The following is a 19,052-nucleotide window of genomic DNA, read 5'->3' as shown; positions in this document are numbered from 1 at the left end:
TTAAATGTTCCTCTGATAGCGAAGCGATGTTAGCCGCTCGGTCGTGCGGCCGAGCCAAGACAACGACAGGGCCAGCAACCAGTAAATCAGACCAAGTAGCAAGTAAGGTTCAATGTAGGAAAACGTCTCCGCTACAACGGTGCCAGCGGTCATCGTTAATTCAGGCACCGTGATAATGGAAGCGACGGAAGACTCTTTCAGGATCAGGATTGCCTGGTTAGTTAGCATCGGAATGGCAAGCCTGCCTGCTTGCGGCGTTTCGATGTGGTGTAGGATGCGCCAGCGGCTGAGGCCGAAAATGCGGGCCGCTTCGATGTGCCCGCGTGGTATCGACTGCCACGTAGCTCGGAAGATCTCCGCGAAATAGGCAGCGCCATACAGGCTTAGACCGAGGACGGTAGCTTGTACCGCATTGAGCGTAATGCCAAGCTGCGGCAGCCCAAAATACAGAACAAACAACTGCGCTAGAAACGGTGTTCCCCTGACTAGCCAGACAAATGCGCGATAGGCGCCGCCGCAGCGCGGGTACAACTGCAATAAGGCGTTCAAACAGAATCCGCCGGCCGCCCCGCAGGCGATGGCCAGCATGGAAATCCACACACTTATCCATGCCGCGCGCGTAAAGGCGGGAATAATCTCAAGGAGCAAGTCTGGATTCATACGTGTTTTCCTGCGTGCTGGCGGCGCATCAGCGCGGCGGCAGACCAGGCAACCAGTGTGGTCAGCAGCAAATATGCGGCAGCGATCGATAAATAGACTTCCAGCGGTCGATAAGTGACGGCGACAAGCTGTTTCCCAACGCGCATCAGATCCGCTATTGCCAGCACCGAAATGACCGCGGAGCCCTTGATGATGTCTATTGACTCCGAGACAAGGGAAGGCAATGTAAGCCGCAAAACTTGCGGCATCTGGATATGCCAAAGGATCTGGCGCTGATTCAACCCGAACACCCGTGCAGCCTCAATCTGCGCTACGGGGATTGATGCAAACCCCGACCGCAGGATTTCGCTTTGGAATGCCGCCGAATTCATCCCCAGGACGGTCATGGCCACCAACCAAGGGTTCAAGTCCAGACCAAATGCCGTGGGCATGTAAAACAGCATCAGCAATTGCACCAACAGCGGCGTGCCACGAAAAAAACTTACGTACATCCGGACAAGGCCTACCCCGCCCCGAGGCCATCGCATACGCGCGATATACAAGCCTACGGCTGTAACAAATCCGACTGCGATTGCAACGGCGGAGAGCGCCGCTGTTGTAAGCAGGCCGGAAGCGATTGCAGGCGCATAGTCACTCAATCGAGCCGCTAAGGTCATCGAAGCATCTCCTGATGGCGTCATGGAAGGGGAGGTTGGCGAAGCTTTACATTTCCGGCGCAGGCAAGCGATCGACGGGCAGCGGTGTCGTGAAGCCAAACCATTTCTGCTGGAGCTCGGCCATTTTTCCGCTGGTATTGGCGCGGGCGATGCCGTCACTGAAGAATTTCACCAACGGCGCACTGTCCTTGTCCTTGCGGCCAACCCAAGCGTAATACGTCTTCGGGCCAATGGAGGGCTGCACGACCGCGAACGTGTCCGGTCGGCCCTTGACCAGAGGGCCAAGATTGGAAAGGGACTGGGCAACTGCATCAAGACGCCCGGCGGCCAGGTCAGCATAAGCTTCATCGAACGCAACATACTCGCGTATCTCTTTCAGGCCGGGCTTGCCCGCAGCGCGCAGCTTTGCATCATACTCACGTGCGACCTTCAATTGCGCGGAACCCGCCTGTGATCCGACGACCTTGCCGCTGAGCTGTTCCGGCGAAGTAAAGCTGCCGTCTTGTGCCCGGCGCAGCAAGGCTACGGTGGCTTCAGCGATAGGCAGGGTGAAAGCGAATTTTGCGTCGCGCTCCTTTGTGACGGTCACGGAGGTCACCACAAAATCAAATTTTTTGGCGGCCAGCCCAGGCAAAATCGCCTGAAAGGGCACATCTTGCCGATTCGCGCGCACGCCGGGAAGGTCGACCATGATCAGTTCCAGCAAATCGGTGCTATACCCGACGATCTTGCCATCCTTGATGAATTCAAAAGGCGTAAACTGCGCCTCGGTCCCAATGCTCATTTCCTTCTTTTGTTTCACTGTAGTGAGCAGGTCGGCTGCGCTGGATGTGACGGGAAATGCAGCTAGAAAGCCTAGACTGCCACCAAGTAAAGCGGCCATCGATACGGAATGTTTGAACGCGATTTTCATGGATAACCTTAATGAGGGAGTGATCGGTAAAGCGACTTTCAACAAATTCAAGTGACTTGAATAAAGATTTAGTTAGCAACTGGCGTGCCTGGATTTTTTAACGCTGTAACGGTCCTCCAGAGAGGAATTGCCGCAGTTTGGGGCGATGAAGCACCCAGCGTGGTGCCCGCGCTCTGCAAGGGTGCATCGCGCTTTAGCGGGCACTAAGACAGGGCAGCGATAGCCGCGTGGATCAAGCAATGGTGGAGGGGGCGCGCGGTGATTGCTTCAAGGGTAGCTGAGTTGCTCAGGGGACGTCACTTCGAGCGGGAGATCATCATTCTTTGTGTCCGATGGTATTTGCGATATAAATTGTGATTTCGCGACCTCGTCAAAATGATGACAGAACGGGGGGCTGGCCGTGGCGCACACAACGGTCATGCGCTGGGTACAGCGATATGTGCCTGAGTTTGAGAAACGCTGGAACCGTTTTGCTCATAAGGCAGGTTCCTCATGGCGAGTCGACGAGACATGTGTCAAAGTCCGCGGCACATGGATGTAGCTGTATCGTGCTGTCGATCATGAAGGAAATACCGTCGATTTCCAGCTGAGTGCGAAGGGGGACGTTGCTACCGCCAAAGTTGATATTTGCACCAGAACCGGTTAAACCTCCAACAGTCATCTACGCATGAATGGCCGACGACCTTAGCGAATAAATTGCCTTATCATTGGTATCTCCGTGAACGAAAAGGTAATCTATGGCTTCGCTTGATGATTTAGTTAAAAAGCAGAAGGCCGGCGCGTCGTTCGTTATTAGTGCGCAAATGCTCCGCTTGAAACCACAAGAATTCGATCCTATGGCGCAGCGCTGGCTCGATGATGGAGGGCCTGGCTTCAACGTCGTTGGGGTTCCTCATAGAACCGTAGTAGATGGGGAGTTCCTCATTAGCCGTGTTACGGTGATAAGGACCACAGCACCGGTATAATCTTCGGTCGGCGTGACTCTGATCGTTTCAACTTGTCCCGCAGGTGGCCAGCAATTGTTCTCCTCGTGAGCGCGATGGCCGGCGGCGCTGCGTGAGTCCGACATCCTCTTTACGGAATAACACAAATGGTTTCTTTGCAAGAGCAGCTTTTGAAAGCCGGCCTGGTCGATAAAAACAAAGTCAAACAGGCGAACCAGGAAAAGAGCAAGCAGAAGAAGGCCGAGCGCCGGACCGGCGCCCAGGGTATTAATGAATCAAGAGTGGCTGCTAACGAGACGCAACGACAAAATGCCGAGCGGGCTCGCGAACTCAATGCCCAGCGCGATGCGGCAGTCAATGCAAAAGCAATCATGGCGCAGATCGCCCAGATGGTGGAAAAAAATCGCCAAAGCAAGGGCACAGGCGACATTGCTTACAATTTCACCCATGACAATAAAATCGAACGGATCTATGTGTCGGCTGAGGTCCAGGCACATTTAATAGCCGGACGTCTAGTGATCGTCTGCCACGGCGGAACTGTTGAATTGGTGCCCAGAGTGATCGCGGACAAGATTGCCGAGCGCGATGCCTCGCTCGTTGTCAGAGTGAACAGGACCAGTACTGAAATCGATGCGGACGATCCGTATGCTGCCTTCCAGATTCCGGATGACTTGACTTGGTAGTAAAACAAAATCGTCAAAGCTCATCATCGTGTGGCAGCGCAGAGGTTAAAAGAGCCTCTCGTGCGATTTGTCTCACTTTTTCATACCGCACCTGAATATCTGCATCTGCACTTAATGCGGAGAGGTCGATAAATAAATCCACTCCCAATAACTCTCCCGCACAGCGAATGCCATGTATAACCGCTGGAGAATGGCTAGTGTTTTCTTTTAGCACAAGGAAGAATGGAACAGACCGGGTCGCCTGGTTAGCCTTGGCAGCGCGAAGAAGTTCAAACATGTTTCCGTGATCGAAATGCACACCGCATGCAATCAAGCCGATGTTGTCTTTGAGGTTTGCCTCAGCTTCTCTCAATGTATGGCACATCACGACATTAAATTCTGTACCGACGATGGCAGACACAACAGGGGAATCATTCGGCGCAACTGCGATAAGAATGCTCTTCATTGACATGAGATCGTCTACTTTTTGTCATGCAGCAATTACTGTTAGTGTAATTCTTTTTTGGGCCGACGGGAGCACAGTTATTTGATAAATCAGTCCGACAATAACGATGCGAAATCTTTCAACTACCGATTATCGACACGACAGTTCGCTCGCCCCGATTGGTAGAAGGTGATGAAAATTACGCAGCCCGTGTCTTGTGCGTAAGTGCAGCAGTTTGGCGGATCAGCGCTGAAGAAACCTAAGAAACTCAACATGGAGTTGCTTCGTTGAAAATTAAGAATTGAAGGATTGCGATTGATAAAGGCAGGTGTACACCTGTTGAAAAAATACCGGTACTATGGCCGGTGACTTCGGTAAATTGACCGGCAAAAAAGGTGGCAAAATCCAGGTGGCAGTAGAAAGTGTTGATAGGTATAATACGCTTTTGTATCAGATACTTAGGTAATAAATCCTTCCGGCATAAAAGGCGGCAAATCCATGTACGATTCCCCGCACCAGTTTGAGCCTTTGGCGCCCTCGACTATTCCTCCAGGCATGATCGAGAAGGCTGCTGACATTGTTAAAAATGCAACTCGTCTGACCGGGATGGCTCATGCCGTCTCACGCAAAACCATCCGTGAGCGCGTGCGTTCAATGAACTCGTATTACTCCAATCGTATTGAGGGACAGGGGACACACCCGCTCAACATTGAGCGCGCGCTCCACAAACAGTTCTCCGACAAACCCGAAGTAGCTCGGCTACAGCGAGTCGCCTTGGCGCACATCGAAGCGGAAATTCAGCTGGAGCAGTTAGTGGCCGACGGAAGCTCCCCGATGGCGGCAGCTTTCCTGGTTAAGGCGCATCATGCGCTGTACTCCCGCTTGGCCGAAGAAGACCGGACTACAGAAGATGGCCGCATCGTAGTGCCGGGCGAGGTTCGCGGTGACGACGTCAAGGTTGGCCGGCACATTCCGCCCACAGCCACTTCGCTGCCGCGCTTCATGGGGCGCATGGACGAGGTGTACAACCACCGGCGGTCCTGGGACCTGCACCTCATCATGGTCGCGTGCATGCACCACCGGGCGGCGTGGGTGCATCCTTTCTTGGACGGCAACGGTCGTTCCGCACGTCTTCAGAGCCACTGTGCCCTGTGGCAGCTGTCCGATGGTCTGTGGTCGCCCAGTCGCGGCCTGGCCCGCGCTACCGCAGACTATTACGCCCGTCTGCACAACGCTGATGCACCGCGGCGAGGAGACCTCGACGGCAGAGGCAACCTAACCACGGCAGGCCTCATCGAGTGGATTGAGTTTTTTCTTGGTATCTGCGAAGACCAGGTGAAGTTCATGGGGCGCATGCTCGAGCTGGATGGCATGAAGCGCCGCATTGAAGCGCTCATCACCTTCCGCGCCGCGCACGACAAGGAAGTGCGGCCTGAATCTATCCTGCCGCTCTACCACCTCTTCGCCGCTGGCCCGCTCTTGCGCAAAGAATTCACGCAGATGACCGGCCTTGGCGAGCGTACTGCGCGGTCCTTGATGTCAAAGCTGCTCAAGGAAGGCTTGCTGGTGAGCGACTCAGCCTCTGGACCGGTGCGCTGGGGCCTGCCGCTGGACAGCTTGCAGTTTTTGTTCCCAGAGCTGTATCCGGAAGCTGCGACGAAGCTGGATTAGTGGTTTTGCTGGAGTATTCGGTAAAGAAAACCATGTACACTCCTCCGTCAGCTTGCTTGCTAAGCAGTAGCTGTGTCCCCACGTTAGGTTCCTGCAAAAATTCGAAACACATATTGGCACTAATCAGTGTGGATGAGATGGGCGGATGCTTGTCGCAATAGACGGACAATGTAACGGAAGAGGTGTTATGGACGAAAACCAGGAGCTACTAGTACTAGCGGCAAAAGCGGCTCGGATTGAAGCATATTGGCTTCCGCAAGAGCGCACCATGTTTGTAAGGAAAACATTTGCAGAATGGAATCCGCTGGTCGACGATGGAGACGCATTTCGCTTAGCGGTAGAGTTGAAGATGTCAGTTAAGCTGACTGACGTACGTGTTTCTGTCTTGAGGCGTGACCATGATGGTTCAGTTTCGGAGCCGCTAGGAGACGATCCGGCCTTTGCTACTCGCCGCGCTATCGTGCGGGCTGCGGCGGATATTGGCAGAGACAAATGACTGACATGTTTACTTTTAAATCAGGGTAGGTTCTACCAACACGCCCGAACGACCTGCTCCGCCAATTTTTACCAGCCTTCAAGCAAAATCCCCCAAAAAGTAGAACATACGTCGGCGTGCATACCGTTAGGGCGCTAAAAAGCGCAAACACGCCCGTCGAAAGAAAACCACTTTATCAATCTTACGACAGCAGTGACGGCTGATAGCGACCATTGCCTTTTCCAATTGCATCATGGAAACAAGTATGCAACCATCTCTTTCCGCAACTGTGTGTCAGTTACCAAAAGAGATTTATCTACTTAATGTAGTTGTCAAGGATGTAAAGGAAGCGCTGTGGTGGGAATCGATCTTCGTGCTTTTATTGTGATTTCCGCAGCGTTCGGAGCCCTGTGTGCGTTCGTTCTATTCGTGATGCGCTCCGGCTTTCCTCGAGATATCATGGGGCTCACACGCTGGGGATGTGGTTGCGTCAGCATGGCGGTGGCAGCGTTGCTGTTTACAATGCGTGGCTCGATTCCAGTCCTGTTTTCAAGCTTCCTGCCCAACCTCTTGGTCGCGGCGGGTGTTATTGCCATGCACGGCAGTATCAGGGAATTTGGTGGCTCGCAACGGAAAGACAGGGACCTGCTGTTACTCGTAGGTGCGGCAGGGCTTTGTCTGGCCACGGCCACATTTATGTACGATGACTATCGGGCGCGTGTCATTATCATGAGCTGCACGCTCGCCACGCTGTTTGCCGCATGCGCGCTCGCGACGTTCAGGTTACAGAGGAATGCCTTCGCCGAGCGCTTTACCGGATTCATATTTCTCACTACAGCAGGCATCATGCTCATGCGCTGCATCGCCGCACTTTTCCAATCCAGCAGCCTGACGCCTGAGACTGATACTTCATGGGTCCACAAGATCTACATGGCCACTTTCTCATTCTCGATCGTCGCCCTGAGTATCGGATTCATGCTGATCATCAACCGTGCATTGCACAGCAAGCTCGAAGCCCTGGCGTTGCGTGACGACATGACTGGCGTATATCGCAGAGAGGCCTTTCTTGCTGTTCTGTCCAGAGAAATGACGGAGTCTAAACTTACACATCGCGCGATGTCTGTGCTGATGATGGATCTGGACAATTTTAAGGACATCAACGACCGGCATGGGCACCCGATCGGTGACCGTGTCATTACAGACTTTTCCGCGAAGGTGTTACAGATACTGCGTCGCGACGACGCCATTGGGCGCTACGGCGGGGAGGAGTTCCTTGTACTGCTACCCCATACGCCGAAAGCGGATGCATATGGGGTAGCTGACCGCATCCGTACTATCGCTGCAGAAGTATGGTCCGCGGACATACCATCCTATACCGTCAGTATCGGGGTAGCTACACTGGAAACCGCCCACGCTGATTCTGCTGCGTTGATCGATGCTGCCGACAAGGCATTATATGCTGCAAAAAGAGCGGGGAAAAACCGTGTTGAGGCCGCACATAACTTAGCGGACAGCAGAAGCAGGCTAGGGCAGGGAGAGTCGAAGTTACCAGTCACCGGTATTCTTCTATAGCGACTTGAGGCCCATCCCCTTCAAGGTCTTATTTCGTGAGGCCATTTTTAAGCGTCGCCGCAGAACGACAGCTGGGTAATTTGACTGAGGCGGTACGTCATCAAGATAGAAAAGCTTAACGAAAGACACTAGGATAAGCAGCCAATGAAAGCCGTGCGAATTTATCAGCGCCTGCAGTCCTATCAACCGACAGTTAGCGTGGTAGTAGCGCCGTTGCTTCTATTGGTAATGGCCGGCGTCTACGGACTTGTCTATTCCACGGGCGGAATCAAATACGTCTTCTCGCATTCGATGTATTTGCCGATCCTGATTGCCGGTCTAATTTATCGATAAACCTGTGGAGGACGCAGAAGGGTATCTTCGCAAGGCGCAGGCTGCGTCGTTGCTCGTGTCGGAAAATGGTGACGATGTTAGCCAGTACCACGCGAGCATTCACTGGCATGCACGTGAGAGTCTTGCCATTCTTGGCGAGCTAACAGAAGGCATTGATCGAGGCGAAATCTCTTTGCATTACCAGCCAAAGATCTGCCTTCAGACAGGAACTATTGCCGGTGCTGAAGCGTTGATGCGATGGCATCACCGTGAGCGTGGAATGATCTCACCAGGCGATTTCATCCCGCGAGCCGAGCAAAGTACATTAATTCATACCCTTACCGCCTTTGCATTGGACCAAGCGCTGCAACAAGCGGCCGAATGGCACGGCTTAGGCATCAGAATACCAATCGCGATTAACGTATCACCGCGCAATCTGTTACAACCAGGATTTTGCGAGGCGGTACTGGCCGCCATGAAACGCACTGGCGCGACGACTGACATGCTGGAACTGGAGGTGACGGAAAATGTACTAATGACAGACATAGAGCGAGTAGCAGTTGAACTGCAACAACTTGCAGGCCATGGAATCAAAATCGCAATCGACGATTTCGGGGCAGGCTACTCATCCCTCACATACCTTTACCGTCTTCCAGTGACACACCTGAAAGTTGATAAGTCATTCGTTCAAGGCCTCGCGGAAGAAGAAGTTAGTGCCCATATCGTTGAAGCAGTCGTATCGATGGCGCGTAAGATTGGTATCAAAACGATTGCCGAAGGCGTCGAAACCGAAGTTGTCTACGAACGTCTTCGAGACCTCGGTTGTGATGTCGCCCAAGGTTTTTTCATCGCAAAACCGATGCCGGCAGCGGAGTTTGAAAGATGGTACAGAAACTGGCGTGGTCGACCTCAGTTGACCACCTGATAAGGAAACCGTCAGTGAGAGTGAGTGAAAGGAAACTCTCGGCGGCACAGTCCGCCTTTGGCGAAGGTGGCGCAAACCTGTCAACCTATCCAAATCAACGGAGCGCGGCTTATTTGGGCAAACTTGGTAGGGCAGTTTTACTGCTAACCAATGGCCGTGCGTTCCACGAAGCGAAATACGGCCACCGCCGCCGCCAAGCGGGCTGCTTGCTCGTGGAGCGCAGTTGCGCCGGTCGCAGCCTGCTCGACAAGCGCTGCATTTTCTTGGGTCATGCGATCCATTTGACCGACTGCGCGATTAACGTCCTCAATGCCGACACTCTGCTCGGCACTGGCCGACATGATTTCGGCCATAATGCTGGTTACGCGCTGGATGCTGGCAACGATTTCCTTCATCGTGCGGCCCGCGTCATCAACAAGACGTGTACCGGCCTCGACCTTATCCACCGAATCACCGATTAACGCTTTGATTTCGCGGGCAGCAGACGCCGAGCGCTGGGCCAGGTTGCGGACTTCGCCAGCCACCACTGCGAAGCCGCGTCCCTGGTCCCCGGCACGCGCCGCCTCGACGGCAGCATTCAGCGCCAAAATATTGGTCTGGAAGGCAATGCCGTCGATTACGCTGATGATGTCTGAAATCTTCTGCGCAGAGGTGTTGATTGAACCCATGGTCTCAATCACGCCCGCAACCACGCTGCCGCCTTTCTCGGCGACTGCCGAGGCGGATTTTGCCAGTCCATTTGCCTCGCGCGCGTTGTCAGCATTCTGTTTCACGGTCGCCGTCAATTCTTCCATCGAAGACGCTGTCTTTTCCAGCGAACCCGCCTGTGCCTCAGTGCGGGTCGATAAGTTGCGGTTGCCTTCAGAAATTTCGGCGCTAGTGGCAGCGACCTCTTCCGCGGCGCGGCGCACGCCGGTGACTGTTTCGCCCAAGGTGCCGGCCATGCGCACAAGGGAGGCCATGATGCTGGTATCGTCCCCCTTACGCAGACGCGCCGCATGGAACAGTTCGCCGCGACCCACCGCTTCCGCCAGTGCTTTGACTGTGTCCGGTTCAGCGCCGAGCGTACGGATGATCTGACGCGTAATCAGGACGGCGACAATGGCGCCGAGCGTGAGTGCCGCTGCGCAGAGCACCAACATCAGAGCCACGAAACCGCGCGCTGTTTCCTGTGCACGCGCCGACTCCTGAAGGTTTAGCTTTTCCTGATAGTCGATGAAACGGTTAATCGCTGCTAACCACGCAACGAAAGCGGGTCTGGCTTGCTCAAACATCAGTGCACGAGCAGCATCGATATCACCTGAACGGCGCAGGGCGATGATCTTGTGAATCAAAGGTAAAGTACGTGCTTCCACTACCTTAATATCGGCCAGTATCCGGTAATCCTCGCCAGCATTACCCGCCTCCTCGTTAAAGACACGGTCCAGCGGCACCGCTGCCGCTTCATAATCGCGTGCCAGATGCTCGATTTCAGCAACTGCCGTGTTCAACGCCGCCTCGTCACTGACCAAAGTCACGTCGCGTAGGCTGATGGCGCGGTCGTGCACGCTACCACGGAAATTAATTGCATACCGCTGTTTGACGCTGTTAACTTCGCTAATTATTTTAAGGCTGGAATGGATGGCGTTGACTTGCAGAATACCTGCAACGGTAAGGACTACCATCAGCACGAGCACGACGGCAAAGCCAAGACCGATACGGGCCTTGGTGCTGAGTCGAGAAACCGAACGAGACAAGAACATGCGATAGCCTTTCTAAAACGTGGTCGGGAACGACTTTATTGGTAAAGTGTATTTCTATTAAGAAATATCTCCCAATAGAAATTAACGATCAACGAGATAGGATTTGCTGCACGCTCCATAGAACATCTGCGAAAAGTGCCGTTTTGTATTCAGGGTCTGTAAAGAAGCAAGGTGGTAAAGCATCAAAACTAAGAGCGGGAATGAACATCATGGAGTCACTCCTTGATAAGGAGGTCAGCGCGAGAGAAAGAATGCAGTATCGGTCGCTCAGGCGGCCAGGGAATAGAATTGGTCTACAGTGGACACAACTTGCCCGTATGGGTTGTCCAGTTGCCCTTCCTTGATCATGTGCATGGTTTTGATACAGGCCTGCAGAGTGCATAACCGTCGTTCATCGGTATTCGCCCTGATACAAACTAACTACCCTGCCAGAACCGGCACCGGCTTACTGCAACGGAATCTTAGTTCTGCAACCGGGTCATGTTTGCTACGCCAGCAGCCGGTAGGATATTGTTATCGCACTTTGTGCTGTGCCAGCGGCGGGCGGCTGTTCGGCCAGCGTCCACCAAGCGATAAGGTGGCTCTCTCGGCTGCGGTCAGCAGCAGGCTGCTCATTCGCTGAACCGCAAGTTCGGAGAAACGCTCAAGCGGTCCCGACAGTGACAAGGCGCCAAGCAGCGTATTGGCCGGGCCGAACACCGGACTGGATATCGCGCCGCACAGCGGGTCGCGTTCCCCGAACGACGTAAATACGAGCTGCACATCATCGCCGTCAGTAGGGCCGCCATTGGCGTAGGTGCGCAATACCTTGCCAGGCGCACCATTCTTTAATGGCAGTAAATCACCTACCCTGACCCGGTCGAGCGTTGAATGCGCCGAATCGATGCGGCACAAGCAGACACGTGTATCGGCGCTTTGCTGTACATGAAACGATGGACTCTCCGTACCCTGCTGTACTAGCCACTCCATCACCGGCAAGATCGCATCCTTCAGGCCATAACTGTTCTCAAACGTGCGGCCGAACAAGAATGCCAAAGGACCAAGCGCATAACGTTTGTCATTGCGCTGGACAACAAGGCCGCTACGTTCAAGGGATGCCAGCAGGCGCAGCAAAGTGCTCTTGTACATGCCCGTCAGGCGCGCGATGTCGGCGAGCGACTGCGGTGTACCGGCCTGCGCGAGCGCGATGGCGATGGCGAGGGCGCGGTCGACTGCGGCGACGCCGTCGTTCTGGCCGACGGCGCTGTCTGCGGTCATGTCGGTCAAATTGAATCTACGGTAAACAGTTGGCGGAAATTCACGGTCGCAACGACATCATAGTGTAGGGAGCCGGTTTCGCTCAGTATTCTAACTCAAAGAATAACTGTTCTGTGAAAGAGAACGACATCAACACTAGTTCCGGTTTTTCTAGTGACGATTGTGGCCGTTTAGGCTCATAAACTCCTCCGTTATACCGCCTTGACATGCTGCTAAGGGGCACGTAGAATTCATAAATCAGAACCAAAGTTCTGTCAGGGAGAACGAAAATTCGAGTCTCATCCGTTTCAATAAGAATGCATTCAAAAGCAAGACTTTGAGGAGCGCCAACTTTGCGCTTTCATCGGCTTTCAAAATAAGTGGACCAGACGTGGTTTGTTGTTCCTCGCATCGAGGGCAGAGACACCTAGGTCCATACAACCAGGAGATAAGAGTGAAGCGTACTGTGTTTGGAATTGCCCTAAGTTTTCTGATTGGCGCTTCTGCGACAGCAATGGCGGACAGTTTTCCCGAAAAGCAACTGACGATCGTTGTTCCATATAGTCCTGGAGGAAGTACAGATGCGACGGCAAGGCTATTGGCTAACGGTCTGAAAAAGAAGCTTGGGCAGCCCGTCATTGTGGATAATCGCGCCGGTGCAGGCGGTAATATTGGCGCCTCATTTGTGGCGCGCTCGCAGCCCGATGGCTACACCATGCTGATGACGAGTAGCGCACATGTTGCGAACAGATCACTTTACAAGACCTTGCCCTACGATTTGCTCAAGGACTTCATGACCGTCACCCAAGTGGCGCGCATACCCAATGTCCTAGTAGTCAACAATAACATTCCGGCAAATACGCTTAAGGAATTCATCGAGTACACAAGGAAGTCGAAGGACCCCATTACTTACGGGTCCGCCGGTAGCGGCACGGGGCAGCATTTAGCTGGAGCCTTATTTGCAAGCAAAATCGGCGCGCCGATGACCCATGTGCCGTACAAAGGAGGCGCTGCAGCGGTGACCGACTTGATGGGTGGCTTGATAGATTCTGTATTTGCACCTGCAGTTGAGATCCTTCCTTATATCGAGTCGAAGCGTTTGAAGGCATTGGCCGTCACGACGCAGCAAAGAGCTAAAGCACTTCCAGACCTGCCGACTGTAGCCGAAGCGTTGCCTGGATTTGAAATCGCATTATGGAATGGCATTCTTGTCCCAACCGGTACTGACCCTAAGCGCGTCGCATTGCTGAGCAATGCCATCGCGGAGGTCATGAACGGTGAAGAGGTTAAGAGTACCTTGGAGCGGCAGGGCTCGACCCCGGTGAGTAATAGCCCAGCCGAGTTCAAGAAGATACTGGATTCTGAGGTGACACGATGGGCGGATATTGTGAAAACGTCAGGCGCAGAAGCCCAGTGAAATGAGCTATGTTCGCCCACGATTTCGTGTGCTCGATTCTAATTGGAGAGGCAAATGAAGCAAGAGACGTTACAGAACACGGAGTTTTCCGCTGCCGAATGGCAAGCGAGAGTCGAGCTGGCAGCCTGTTACCGGCTGGTGGATCATTTCGATATGTGCGACATGATCTATAACCATATCTCACTGCGCGTGCCGGGGGAAGGTCACGCATTTCTGATCAATCCATTCGGGATGATGTATTCGGAGATCACCGCATCATCGTTGCTTAAAGTTGATATAGATGGACGTATTTTGTACAACCCATGGAGTGAATACTCCATCAACAAGGCCGGCTACGTGATCCATAGCGCATTGCATGCAGCGAATGAGCGGATTGCATGTGTAGTGCACACGCATACTCCCGATGGCATGGCCGTCTCTGCTTTGAAGTGCGGACTTCTTCCCATTACGCAGACTGCGATGCGATTCGGCGAGGTGGCTTACCACGATTATGAGGGAGTAGCCGTCGAAGAAGACGAGCGCGAACGCTTGGTGCAACATATGGGAAACAGCGAAGTAATGATTCTTCGAAATCACGGTTTACTGGCCGTCGGCGAAACTGTCCAGCAGGCCTTCAATAACATTTATCGGCTCGAGCGTGCCTGTCGGACTCAAGTGAAAGCCATGTCATGCGGCGCGGAACTTGTCATTCCGCCACAAGAGGTGATCACTAAAACGAACAACCAATTGCGCCTTCAACCCAGCGCAGACAAGCCGGGCTCGCAGAAACCATATGGCATATTGGAATGGCCGGCGTTATTACGCATGCTGGACCGCAAAGATCCATCCTATAAAACATGACCGGCAAAGCAGCATTCACGTTGAGCGATTGTTGAAATGATGAACATTACATGCCTGCACTAATGACGACAATATTGACTTCGGAGTTTGTCTGGCGGAATTTCTCCTCCGCCGGATCGGTAACCGATAATCGACCGGACATTCGATGGCTGACATTCGATGGCACCCACCGTCTGTCGAACGAGGACTTGCTCTCGGTTGATGTCGCGTATTTATCAAGCGACATACTTGGCACATCGACTAAGACCGACCTGACAGAATCGATGGCTTTGTTTTGTGACATGCTCCTCGAGGCCAAGCAGCTGAAATGGCTCCAAGTGCCTTCAGCAGGCTTGGATCGTCCGATCTACCAAACACTGGCCTCACGTGGCGTACGACTCACCAATGCGGCAGGCATGGCCTCGGTGACCGTTGCGGTGACTGCGTTGACCGGGCTTCTGGCGCTATCAAGACGCCTTCCGCTGTGGGTTGAAGCGCAGCGGAGTCACAGTTGGCTGCCTTTGCGCTCAGGCTCTCGTGAACCGAAAGAGCTGCAAGGTCAAAGGGCGCTGATTGTTGGTACGGGCAGCATAGGCCGGGAGCTTGCTCGCTTGTGCAAGGCGGTGGGCTTGTTCACCCATGGGCTGCGCCGCAATGTCAGTGAGCCCCTGGAGTACTTTGATGTTCTAGGTTCGATCAATGATCTGGATGAGGCAATACCGAAGGCAGATTGGATAATCCTTACTTGTCCACTGACGGATGAGACGCGCAAGATGATTGACCGTCGGCGCCTGGAGCTGTTCTCGGAGGGAGCCCATTTGATCAACGTCGCAAGAGGCGAACTCATCGTCGAAGAAGACTTGATTGCCGCCTTGAAGAATGGCCGCGTTGCGGGCGCATACCTGGATGTGTTTGAAGCGGAGCCGCTGCCGCCTGATTCGCCGCTTTGGGATTTGCATAATGTGCTTATCTCGCCGCATAGCGCCGGCGACGGCTCAGGCAGGCATGCACGAATTGCCCATCTCTTCTTCGACAACCTTGAGCGATGGTGCAAGGGATCAGCGCTCAATAATGAGGTCGTGCTTCGAGCATAAGTCGGCCTACAGCGGACCGTTGCACCGATTCACGTCGATCCAAGCGCGATCCACGGAGCCTGCGGCGCTTGATTGCCGTGGAGTCATGAATCCGGTAAGCGGCACGATGTCCCAAACAGCAATTTCATCATCATCGGAGTCCTATTCATGCAACAGCAGTCCAGCCTCGTCACAAAGGCTTTGCTCATCGGTGGTGAGCACGTTATCAACCACAACCAAAAATTCGAATCGGTCAACCCGGCAACCGGGGAGGTCAATTACTTTTTGTCGCTGGCGACCGCGTCACACGTTCAAGCAGCGGTGGCGTCGGCGAAGGCTGCTGCGAATGACCCAGCCTGGCGCTTCATGCTACCCCATCTGCGTGCGCGCCTCCTGTCGCGCATCGCCGATGGCATATCAGCCCGAATCGAAGATTTGGCGCGTTTGCAAATGATCGAGAACGGCAAAGTATGGTCTGAATGCAAAGCGCAAGCGGCAAGTGCGGCCGCCATCTTTCGCTACTACGCTAGCGTGTGCGAAACGCTGGGCGCCGAGATCACTCCATCCCGGGGGGATTACCTATCGATGACGTCGTATGAGCCCTATGGCGTCGTTGCCGCAATTACGCCATGGAATTCGCCTTTGACAATGGAGGCTCAGAAAGTGGCGCCCGCGCTTGCCGCGGGGAACGCCGTCATTCTGAAGCCTTCAGAAATCACGCCATCTACCGCTTTGTTGCTCGGTGAAATCGCACTTGAAGCCGGATTGCCGCCGGGTCTACTGAACGTCATTACCGGCGATGGTGCGACTACCGGTAGCGCGCTGGTCTCGCATCCCGACGTGCGCATGGTCTCCTTCACTGGCGGCACCGCGACCGGAAAGCATATCGCCCGCATTGCCGCAGAGCGTTTGATCCCTGTTGCGCTTGAGCTGGGCGGAAAGTCGCCACACATCATATTTGACGACGCCAATGTCGACGCAGCGCTCAAGAGCGTGGTAGACGGAATTTTCGAAGGTAGCGGCCAGTCCTGTATCGCGGGTTCACGCCTGTTCATCCAGCGCGGCGTGTACGACCAGGTCGTTGAGGCGCTGGTCACGCGGGCTCAGACGATCAAGGTTGATGCGCCGGAGGCCTCCGGTGCCGAAATGGGGCCGGTGGCAGGATTCAGGCACCGGTCCCATGTGGAACGCCTCGTGGCGGTCGCCCGGGAAGAAGGCGGACAAATCCTGGCCGGCGGCGCCCGCCCGAGCGGTGCGCAGTATGAGCGCGGCTCCTATTATCTTCCCACTGTTATCGCGGGCTTGAACAATCGTTCCACGGCGGTACAGCAGGAAATTTTCGGGCCGGTATTGTGTGTCTTGCCGTTCGACGACGAGCGCGACCTGGTGGCTCAGGCGAACGACAGCGCTTTTGGTCTTGCGTCTGGAATCTGGACGGCTAACTACCAGCGTGCATGGCGCGTTGCGCAGGCGCTCGAAACCGGATTAGTCTGGATCAATACGTACAAGCAACTCTCGATCTCCACTCCGTTCGGTGGCTTCAAGGAAAGCGGCATCGGGCGCGAGAAGGGTGTCACGGGCGTGCGCCTGTATCAACAGAGCAAAGGCATCTACTGGAGCATGGATCCGGCTAATTTCCCTGCTCCGAACCAATAATTTAAAGAGGAATTTTATGTTCAAGCTAATCGGTTTTATCGGCGTTGGCGTGATGGGGGAACCTATCTGCAGGCATATTGCCGTCAAAAGCGGCCTTTCCGTCATCGCGCATGATCGTGACAGCCGCCCGCTCGAACGACTCGCGGAACACCAGGTCAAGGCAGGTTCCCTTGAACAGATCGCTGCTGCCGACATCATCTTTCTTTCCTTACCTTCCGGGGAAGTCGTCGAACAAGTCGTTCTTGGAACAGGCGGGCTTCTCGAAAAAGGGCGCGCCGGCCAGGTAATCGTCGATTTGAGCACGTCGCCTGTGGATACAACCCGCAAGCTGGGGGAGGCGTTGGCCGAGCGGGGTCTTCTGTTTGCTGATGCACCGGTAATGCGTACCCGTGCAGCAGCGGAGGCCGGCACGTTGGCTGTTCCGGTAGGAGCCGAAGAGGCTCTGTTTGCGAACATCGAAAAATTCATTCGCATGTTTGCCGCCGATGTCATTCACGTCGGGAAGGTCGGTGCCGGTCAGGTGGTCAAAATTCTGAACAACATGGTCCTATACGAGACAGTACTCGCACTGGCAGAAGCACGGGCCATCGGCGTGCGTGCCGGAGTGGACGCGGAAAAGCTTTTCTCGGCACTCTCCGTCGGTTCGGCCGACAGTTTCGCATTGCGCAACCACGGCATGAAGGCTATTGCTCCACAGGAGTTTCCTGAACGCGCCTTCCCGGTAACCTACGCAAAAAAGGACCTCCTGTATGCCGTAGCGCTCGCTGAACAGATGGGCGTCGATGCGACAGGTGCAAAGAATCTGGTCGCCTGCTTTGATAAGGCAATTTCCGCAGGACACGGTGACAAGTACGCACCGGCAATCAGTCTGGTATTCGAAGGAAAATAGGAGGGTTCTGTCGCATTAGCCGTCCGGGGGCGCGCGAAGCGCTGCCCGTCACGCTGGACGGAATGCGCCCGCAAGCGCATAGAACTGTTCCGCGAAAGACATCATGTCAGCACCGGACATGCCCATCTGTCCCTTGCGGATCACGTGCATGAGTTCGATACCGGCCAGGACATGGCCGACCGAAATGACTGAAGATGAACATGGGCCGCGCGCGCCGCTTGATGGTGCCGTTCTTGTCCATCAACAGCCCGCCAGAGAAAAAAATTCAATTATTCGTTTAATTTGTTCTCCTCCTGCTCAAACATCAATTCCATACGAGCCCGGTGCGCCGCACGGATGTGTGCCCGGCTTGCTTCTTCCGCAGTCGCCGCATCATGGCGCTCAATTGCAGCCACCAATTGATCGTGTTCTTCAAAAGCGTGAGCAGAGCGGCCTGGCAGACTAAGCGTCGTTTGTCCAAGTAGGGCCATTGAGTCGCGCAGCATGCTCAAGGTCTTGAGCAGATAGCGGTTATGGGCAGCGCGATAGAGTGTTTCGTGGAAAAGGCGGTTATTTCTTGCTAACTTAACAGGGTCGTCTCCGAAAGCTTTGTCGCGATCGGCAATGTCGCGCAACATCGCGATCTCCACGTCCGATGCATGTCGCGCGGCTAGTCTGGCCGCAGCGCCTTCCAACACCTCACGCATAAAGTAAAGTTCGGCCACCATGCTATGGTCCAGCTCGGCGATGATCATCCCGCGTCGGGGTTCCTGCACCACCAGTCCTTCGGTCTGCAGACGGTTAAGAGCCTCTCGCACGGGCGTTCTACTGCTCCCAAGCCATTCAGCAATTTCTACCTCCCGAAGACGCATTCCCGGCTTTAATCTGCCGGTTTGAATGCCTTCCAGCATCTTTTGATACGCATCTTCGCCCCGCGACAGGGACGGCTGTTCACTGTCATTAAAAGAATCGAGAGTCTGTTTAGTTTTTTGGGAACACATGATGT

At 54.3% G+C, this 19,052-nt stretch carries 18 protein-coding genes and 3 pseudogenes; 12 read left to right on the top strand and 9 right to left on the bottom strand.

Annotated elements, in window-relative coordinates; all coding sequences use genetic code 11:
• The 3 genes from ASE07_RS24510 to ASE07_RS24500 are packed head-to-tail and all read right to left on the bottom strand — an operon-like array spanning nt 1 to nt 2,229.
• Nucleotides 1-660, bottom strand: coding sequence for an amino acid ABC transporter permease (locus ASE07_RS24510; protein ID WP_057293424.1), 660 nt, complete (start codon nt 658-660; stop codon nt 1-3).
• Nucleotides 657-1,316 carry an amino acid ABC transporter permease gene (locus tag ASE07_RS24505; protein ID WP_057293423.1) on the bottom strand — a complete coding sequence of 220 codons (660 nt, stop codon included), beginning with the start codon at nt 1,314-1,316 and terminating at the stop codon, nt 657-659. Before ASE07_RS24505 ends, ASE07_RS24510 begins: the two co-directional genes overlap by 4 nt.
• Before the next feature lie 46 nt (nt 1,317-1,362).
• Entirely contained in the window at nt 1,363-2,229 is an 867-nt protein-coding gene (locus ASE07_RS24500; protein ID WP_057293422.1) for a transporter substrate-binding domain-containing protein, read from the bottom strand.
• Nucleotides 2,230-2,490: 261 nt separating this feature from the next.
• Here ASE07_RS24500 and ASE07_RS30075 point away from each other — a divergent pair.
• The 3 genes and pseudogenes from ASE07_RS30075 to ASE07_RS24490 form a co-directional block, all read left to right on the top strand.
• Nucleotides 2,491-2,848: pseudogene (locus ASE07_RS30075) on the top strand (IS6 family transposase); the annotation flags it as partial.
• A gap of 118 nt (nt 2,849-2,966) precedes the next feature.
• On the top strand, nt 2,967-3,194 hold the full coding sequence (locus ASE07_RS30070; RefSeq protein WP_057293421.1) for a hypothetical protein: 228 nt from the start codon (nt 2,967-2,969) through the stop codon (nt 3,192-3,194).
• Nucleotides 3,195-3,319: 125 nt separating this feature from the next.
• On the top strand, nt 3,320-3,856 hold the full coding sequence (locus ASE07_RS24490) for a DUF2058 domain-containing protein (protein WP_057293420.1): 537 nt from the start codon (nt 3,320-3,322) through the stop codon (nt 3,854-3,856).
• A gap of 13 nt (nt 3,857-3,869) precedes the next feature.
• Here ASE07_RS24490 and ASE07_RS24485 read toward each other — a convergent pair whose 3' ends face one another.
• Nucleotides 3,870-4,307: a hypothetical protein gene (locus ASE07_RS24485; RefSeq protein WP_235548595.1), complete on the bottom strand. Its 438-nt coding sequence runs from the start codon at nt 4,305-4,307 to the stop codon at nt 3,870-3,872.
• 471 nt (nt 4,308-4,778) lie between these two features.
• Here ASE07_RS24485 and ASE07_RS24480 point away from each other — a divergent pair, with 471 nt between their 5' ends.
• The 4 genes from ASE07_RS24480 (at nt 4,779) to ASE07_RS24460 (ending at nt 9,235) form a co-directional block, all read left to right on the top strand.
• The gene (locus ASE07_RS24480) at nt 4,779-5,951 is read left to right on the top strand and encodes a Fic family protein (RefSeq protein WP_057293418.1); all 1,173 of its coding nucleotides are present in this window, start codon (nt 4,779-4,781) and stop codon (nt 5,949-5,951) included.
• A gap of 187 nt (nt 5,952-6,138) precedes the next feature.
• Nucleotides 6,139-6,447, top strand: a complete 309-nt coding sequence (locus tag ASE07_RS24475) for a hypothetical protein (RefSeq protein ID WP_057293417.1) — start codon at nt 6,139-6,141, stop codon at nt 6,445-6,447.
• 336 nt (nt 6,448-6,783) lie between these two features.
• Nucleotides 6,784-7,998, top strand: coding sequence for a GGDEF domain-containing protein (locus ASE07_RS24470; RefSeq protein ID WP_156396967.1), 1,215 nt, complete (start codon nt 6,784-6,786; stop codon nt 7,996-7,998).
• Between the two features lie 337 nt (nt 7,999-8,335).
• On the top strand, nt 8,336-9,235 hold the full coding sequence (locus tag ASE07_RS24460) for a putative bifunctional diguanylate cyclase/phosphodiesterase (RefSeq protein ID WP_057293414.1): 900 nt from the start codon (nt 8,336-8,338) through the stop codon (nt 9,233-9,235).
• A gap of 143 nt (nt 9,236-9,378) precedes the next feature.
• Here ASE07_RS24460 and ASE07_RS24455 read toward each other — a convergent pair whose 3' ends face one another.
• The 3 genes and pseudogenes from ASE07_RS24455 to ASE07_RS24450 form a co-directional block, all read right to left on the bottom strand.
• Nucleotides 9,379-10,977, bottom strand: coding sequence for a methyl-accepting chemotaxis protein (locus tag ASE07_RS24455; RefSeq protein WP_057293413.1), 1,599 nt, complete (start codon nt 10,975-10,977; stop codon nt 9,379-9,381).
• 267 nt (nt 10,978-11,244) lie between these two features.
• Nucleotides 11,245-11,346 (bottom strand): annotated as a pseudogene (locus tag ASE07_RS30065) (IS6 family transposase); the annotation flags it as partial.
• A gap of 144 nt (nt 11,347-11,490) precedes the next feature.
• The gene (locus ASE07_RS24450; protein WP_057293412.1) at nt 11,491-12,234 is read right to left on the bottom strand and encodes an IclR family transcriptional regulator; all 744 of its coding nucleotides are present in this window, start codon (nt 12,232-12,234) and stop codon (nt 11,491-11,493) included.
• A gap of 433 nt (nt 12,235-12,667) precedes the next feature.
• On the opposite strand from ASE07_RS24450, the gene ASE07_RS24445 reads away from it, so the two are divergent.
• The 5 genes from ASE07_RS24445 to ASE07_RS24425 all read left to right on the top strand — a co-directional run bounded on the left by ASE07_RS24445 (nt 12,668) and on the right by ASE07_RS24425 (nt 18,067).
• Nucleotides 12,668-13,630 carry a Bug family tripartite tricarboxylate transporter substrate binding protein gene (locus tag ASE07_RS24445; protein ID WP_057293411.1) on the top strand — a complete coding sequence of 321 codons (963 nt, stop codon included), beginning with the start codon at nt 12,668-12,670 and terminating at the stop codon, nt 13,628-13,630.
• 54 nt (nt 13,631-13,684) lie between these two features.
• Nucleotides 13,685-14,470, top strand: coding sequence for a class II aldolase/adducin family protein (locus tag ASE07_RS24440; RefSeq protein ID WP_057293410.1), 786 nt, complete (start codon nt 13,685-13,687; stop codon nt 14,468-14,470).
• 62 nt (nt 14,471-14,532) lie between these two features.
• Nucleotides 14,533-15,543, top strand: coding sequence for a D-2-hydroxyacid dehydrogenase (locus ASE07_RS24435; RefSeq protein ID WP_162256948.1), 1,011 nt, complete (start codon nt 14,533-14,535; stop codon nt 15,541-15,543).
• A 147-nt stretch (nt 15,544-15,690) separates the two neighbouring features.
• Complete coding sequence (locus tag ASE07_RS24430; protein WP_057293408.1) at nt 15,691-17,178, top strand: aldehyde dehydrogenase; 1,488 nt, start codon at nt 15,691-15,693, stop codon at nt 17,176-17,178.
• 16 nt (nt 17,179-17,194) lie between these two features.
• Nucleotides 17,195-18,067 (top strand): NAD(P)-dependent oxidoreductase, encoded by an 873-nt coding sequence (locus ASE07_RS24425; protein WP_057293407.1) that lies wholly within the window; start codon nt 17,195-17,197, stop codon nt 18,065-18,067.
• Between the two features lie 48 nt (nt 18,068-18,115).
• On the opposite strand, the pseudogene ASE07_RS30060 reads toward ASE07_RS24425, so the two are convergent.
• Together ASE07_RS30060 and ASE07_RS24420 are read right to left on the bottom strand one after the other, a co-directional pair.
• A pseudogene (locus tag ASE07_RS30060) lies at nt 18,116-18,250 on the bottom strand (IS6 family transposase); the annotation flags it as partial.
• A gap of 86 nt (nt 18,251-18,336) precedes the next feature.
• Nucleotides 18,337-19,047, bottom strand: a complete 711-nt coding sequence (locus ASE07_RS24420) for a GntR family transcriptional regulator (protein WP_057293406.1) — start codon at nt 19,045-19,047, stop codon at nt 18,337-18,339.
• Between the last annotated feature and the right edge of the window lie 5 nt (nt 19,048-19,052).

The sequence above is a fragment of the Noviherbaspirillum sp. Root189 genome (assembly GCF_001428545.1).
Taxonomy (GTDB): Bacteria; Pseudomonadota; Gammaproteobacteria; order Burkholderiales; family Burkholderiaceae_D; genus Noviherbaspirillum.
Note: the sequence above shows the minus strand (reverse complement) of the source record. Positions and strands in the feature narration are given on the sequence as shown.

Bases quoted from the DNA above. Each gene is read 5' to 3' on its own strand.
- ASE07_RS24510 (WP_057293424.1), bottom strand. From the start codon at position 660: ATGAATCCAGACTTGCTCCTTGAGATTATTCCCGCCTTTACGCGCGCG.
- ASE07_RS24505 (WP_057293423.1), bottom strand. From the start codon at position 1,316: ATGACCTTAGCGGCTCGATTGAGTGACTATGCGCCTGCAATCGCTTCC.
- ASE07_RS24500 (WP_057293422.1), bottom strand. From the start codon at position 2,229: ATGAAAATCGCGTTCAAACATTCCGTATCGATGGCCGCTTTACTTGGT.
- ASE07_RS30070 (WP_057293421.1), top strand. From the start codon at position 2,967: ATGGCTTCGCTTGATGATTTAGTTAAAAAGCAGAAGGCCGGCGCGTCG.
- ASE07_RS24490 (WP_057293420.1), top strand. From the start codon at position 3,320: ATGGTTTCTTTGCAAGAGCAGCTTTTGAAAGCCGGCCTGGTCGATAAA.
- ASE07_RS24485 (WP_235548595.1), bottom strand. From the start codon at position 4,307: ATGTCAATGAAGAGCATTCTTATCGCAGTTGCGCCGAATGATTCCCCT.
- ASE07_RS24480 (WP_057293418.1), top strand. From the start codon at position 4,779: ATGTACGATTCCCCGCACCAGTTTGAGCCTTTGGCGCCCTCGACTATT.
- ASE07_RS24475 (WP_057293417.1), top strand. From the start codon at position 6,139: ATGGACGAAAACCAGGAGCTACTAGTACTAGCGGCAAAAGCGGCTCGG.
- ASE07_RS24455 (WP_057293413.1), bottom strand. From the start codon at position 10,977: ATGTTCTTGTCTCGTTCGGTTTCTCGACTCAGCACCAAGGCCCGTATC.
- ASE07_RS24450 (WP_057293412.1), bottom strand. From the start codon at position 12,234: ATGACCGCAGACAGCGCCGTCGGCCAGAACGACGGCGTCGCCGCAGTC.
- ASE07_RS24440 (WP_057293410.1), top strand. From the start codon at position 13,685: ATGAAGCAAGAGACGTTACAGAACACGGAGTTTTCCGCTGCCGAATGG.
- ASE07_RS24435 (WP_162256948.1), top strand. From the start codon at position 14,533: ATGACGACAATATTGACTTCGGAGTTTGTCTGGCGGAATTTCTCCTCC.
- ASE07_RS24430 (WP_057293408.1), top strand. From the start codon at position 15,691: ATGCAACAGCAGTCCAGCCTCGTCACAAAGGCTTTGCTCATCGGTGGT.
- ASE07_RS24425 (WP_057293407.1), top strand. From the start codon at position 17,195: ATGTTCAAGCTAATCGGTTTTATCGGCGTTGGCGTGATGGGGGAACCT.
- ASE07_RS24420 (WP_057293406.1), bottom strand. From the start codon at position 19,047: ATGTGTTCCCAAAAAACTAAACAGACTCTCGATTCTTTTAATGACAGT.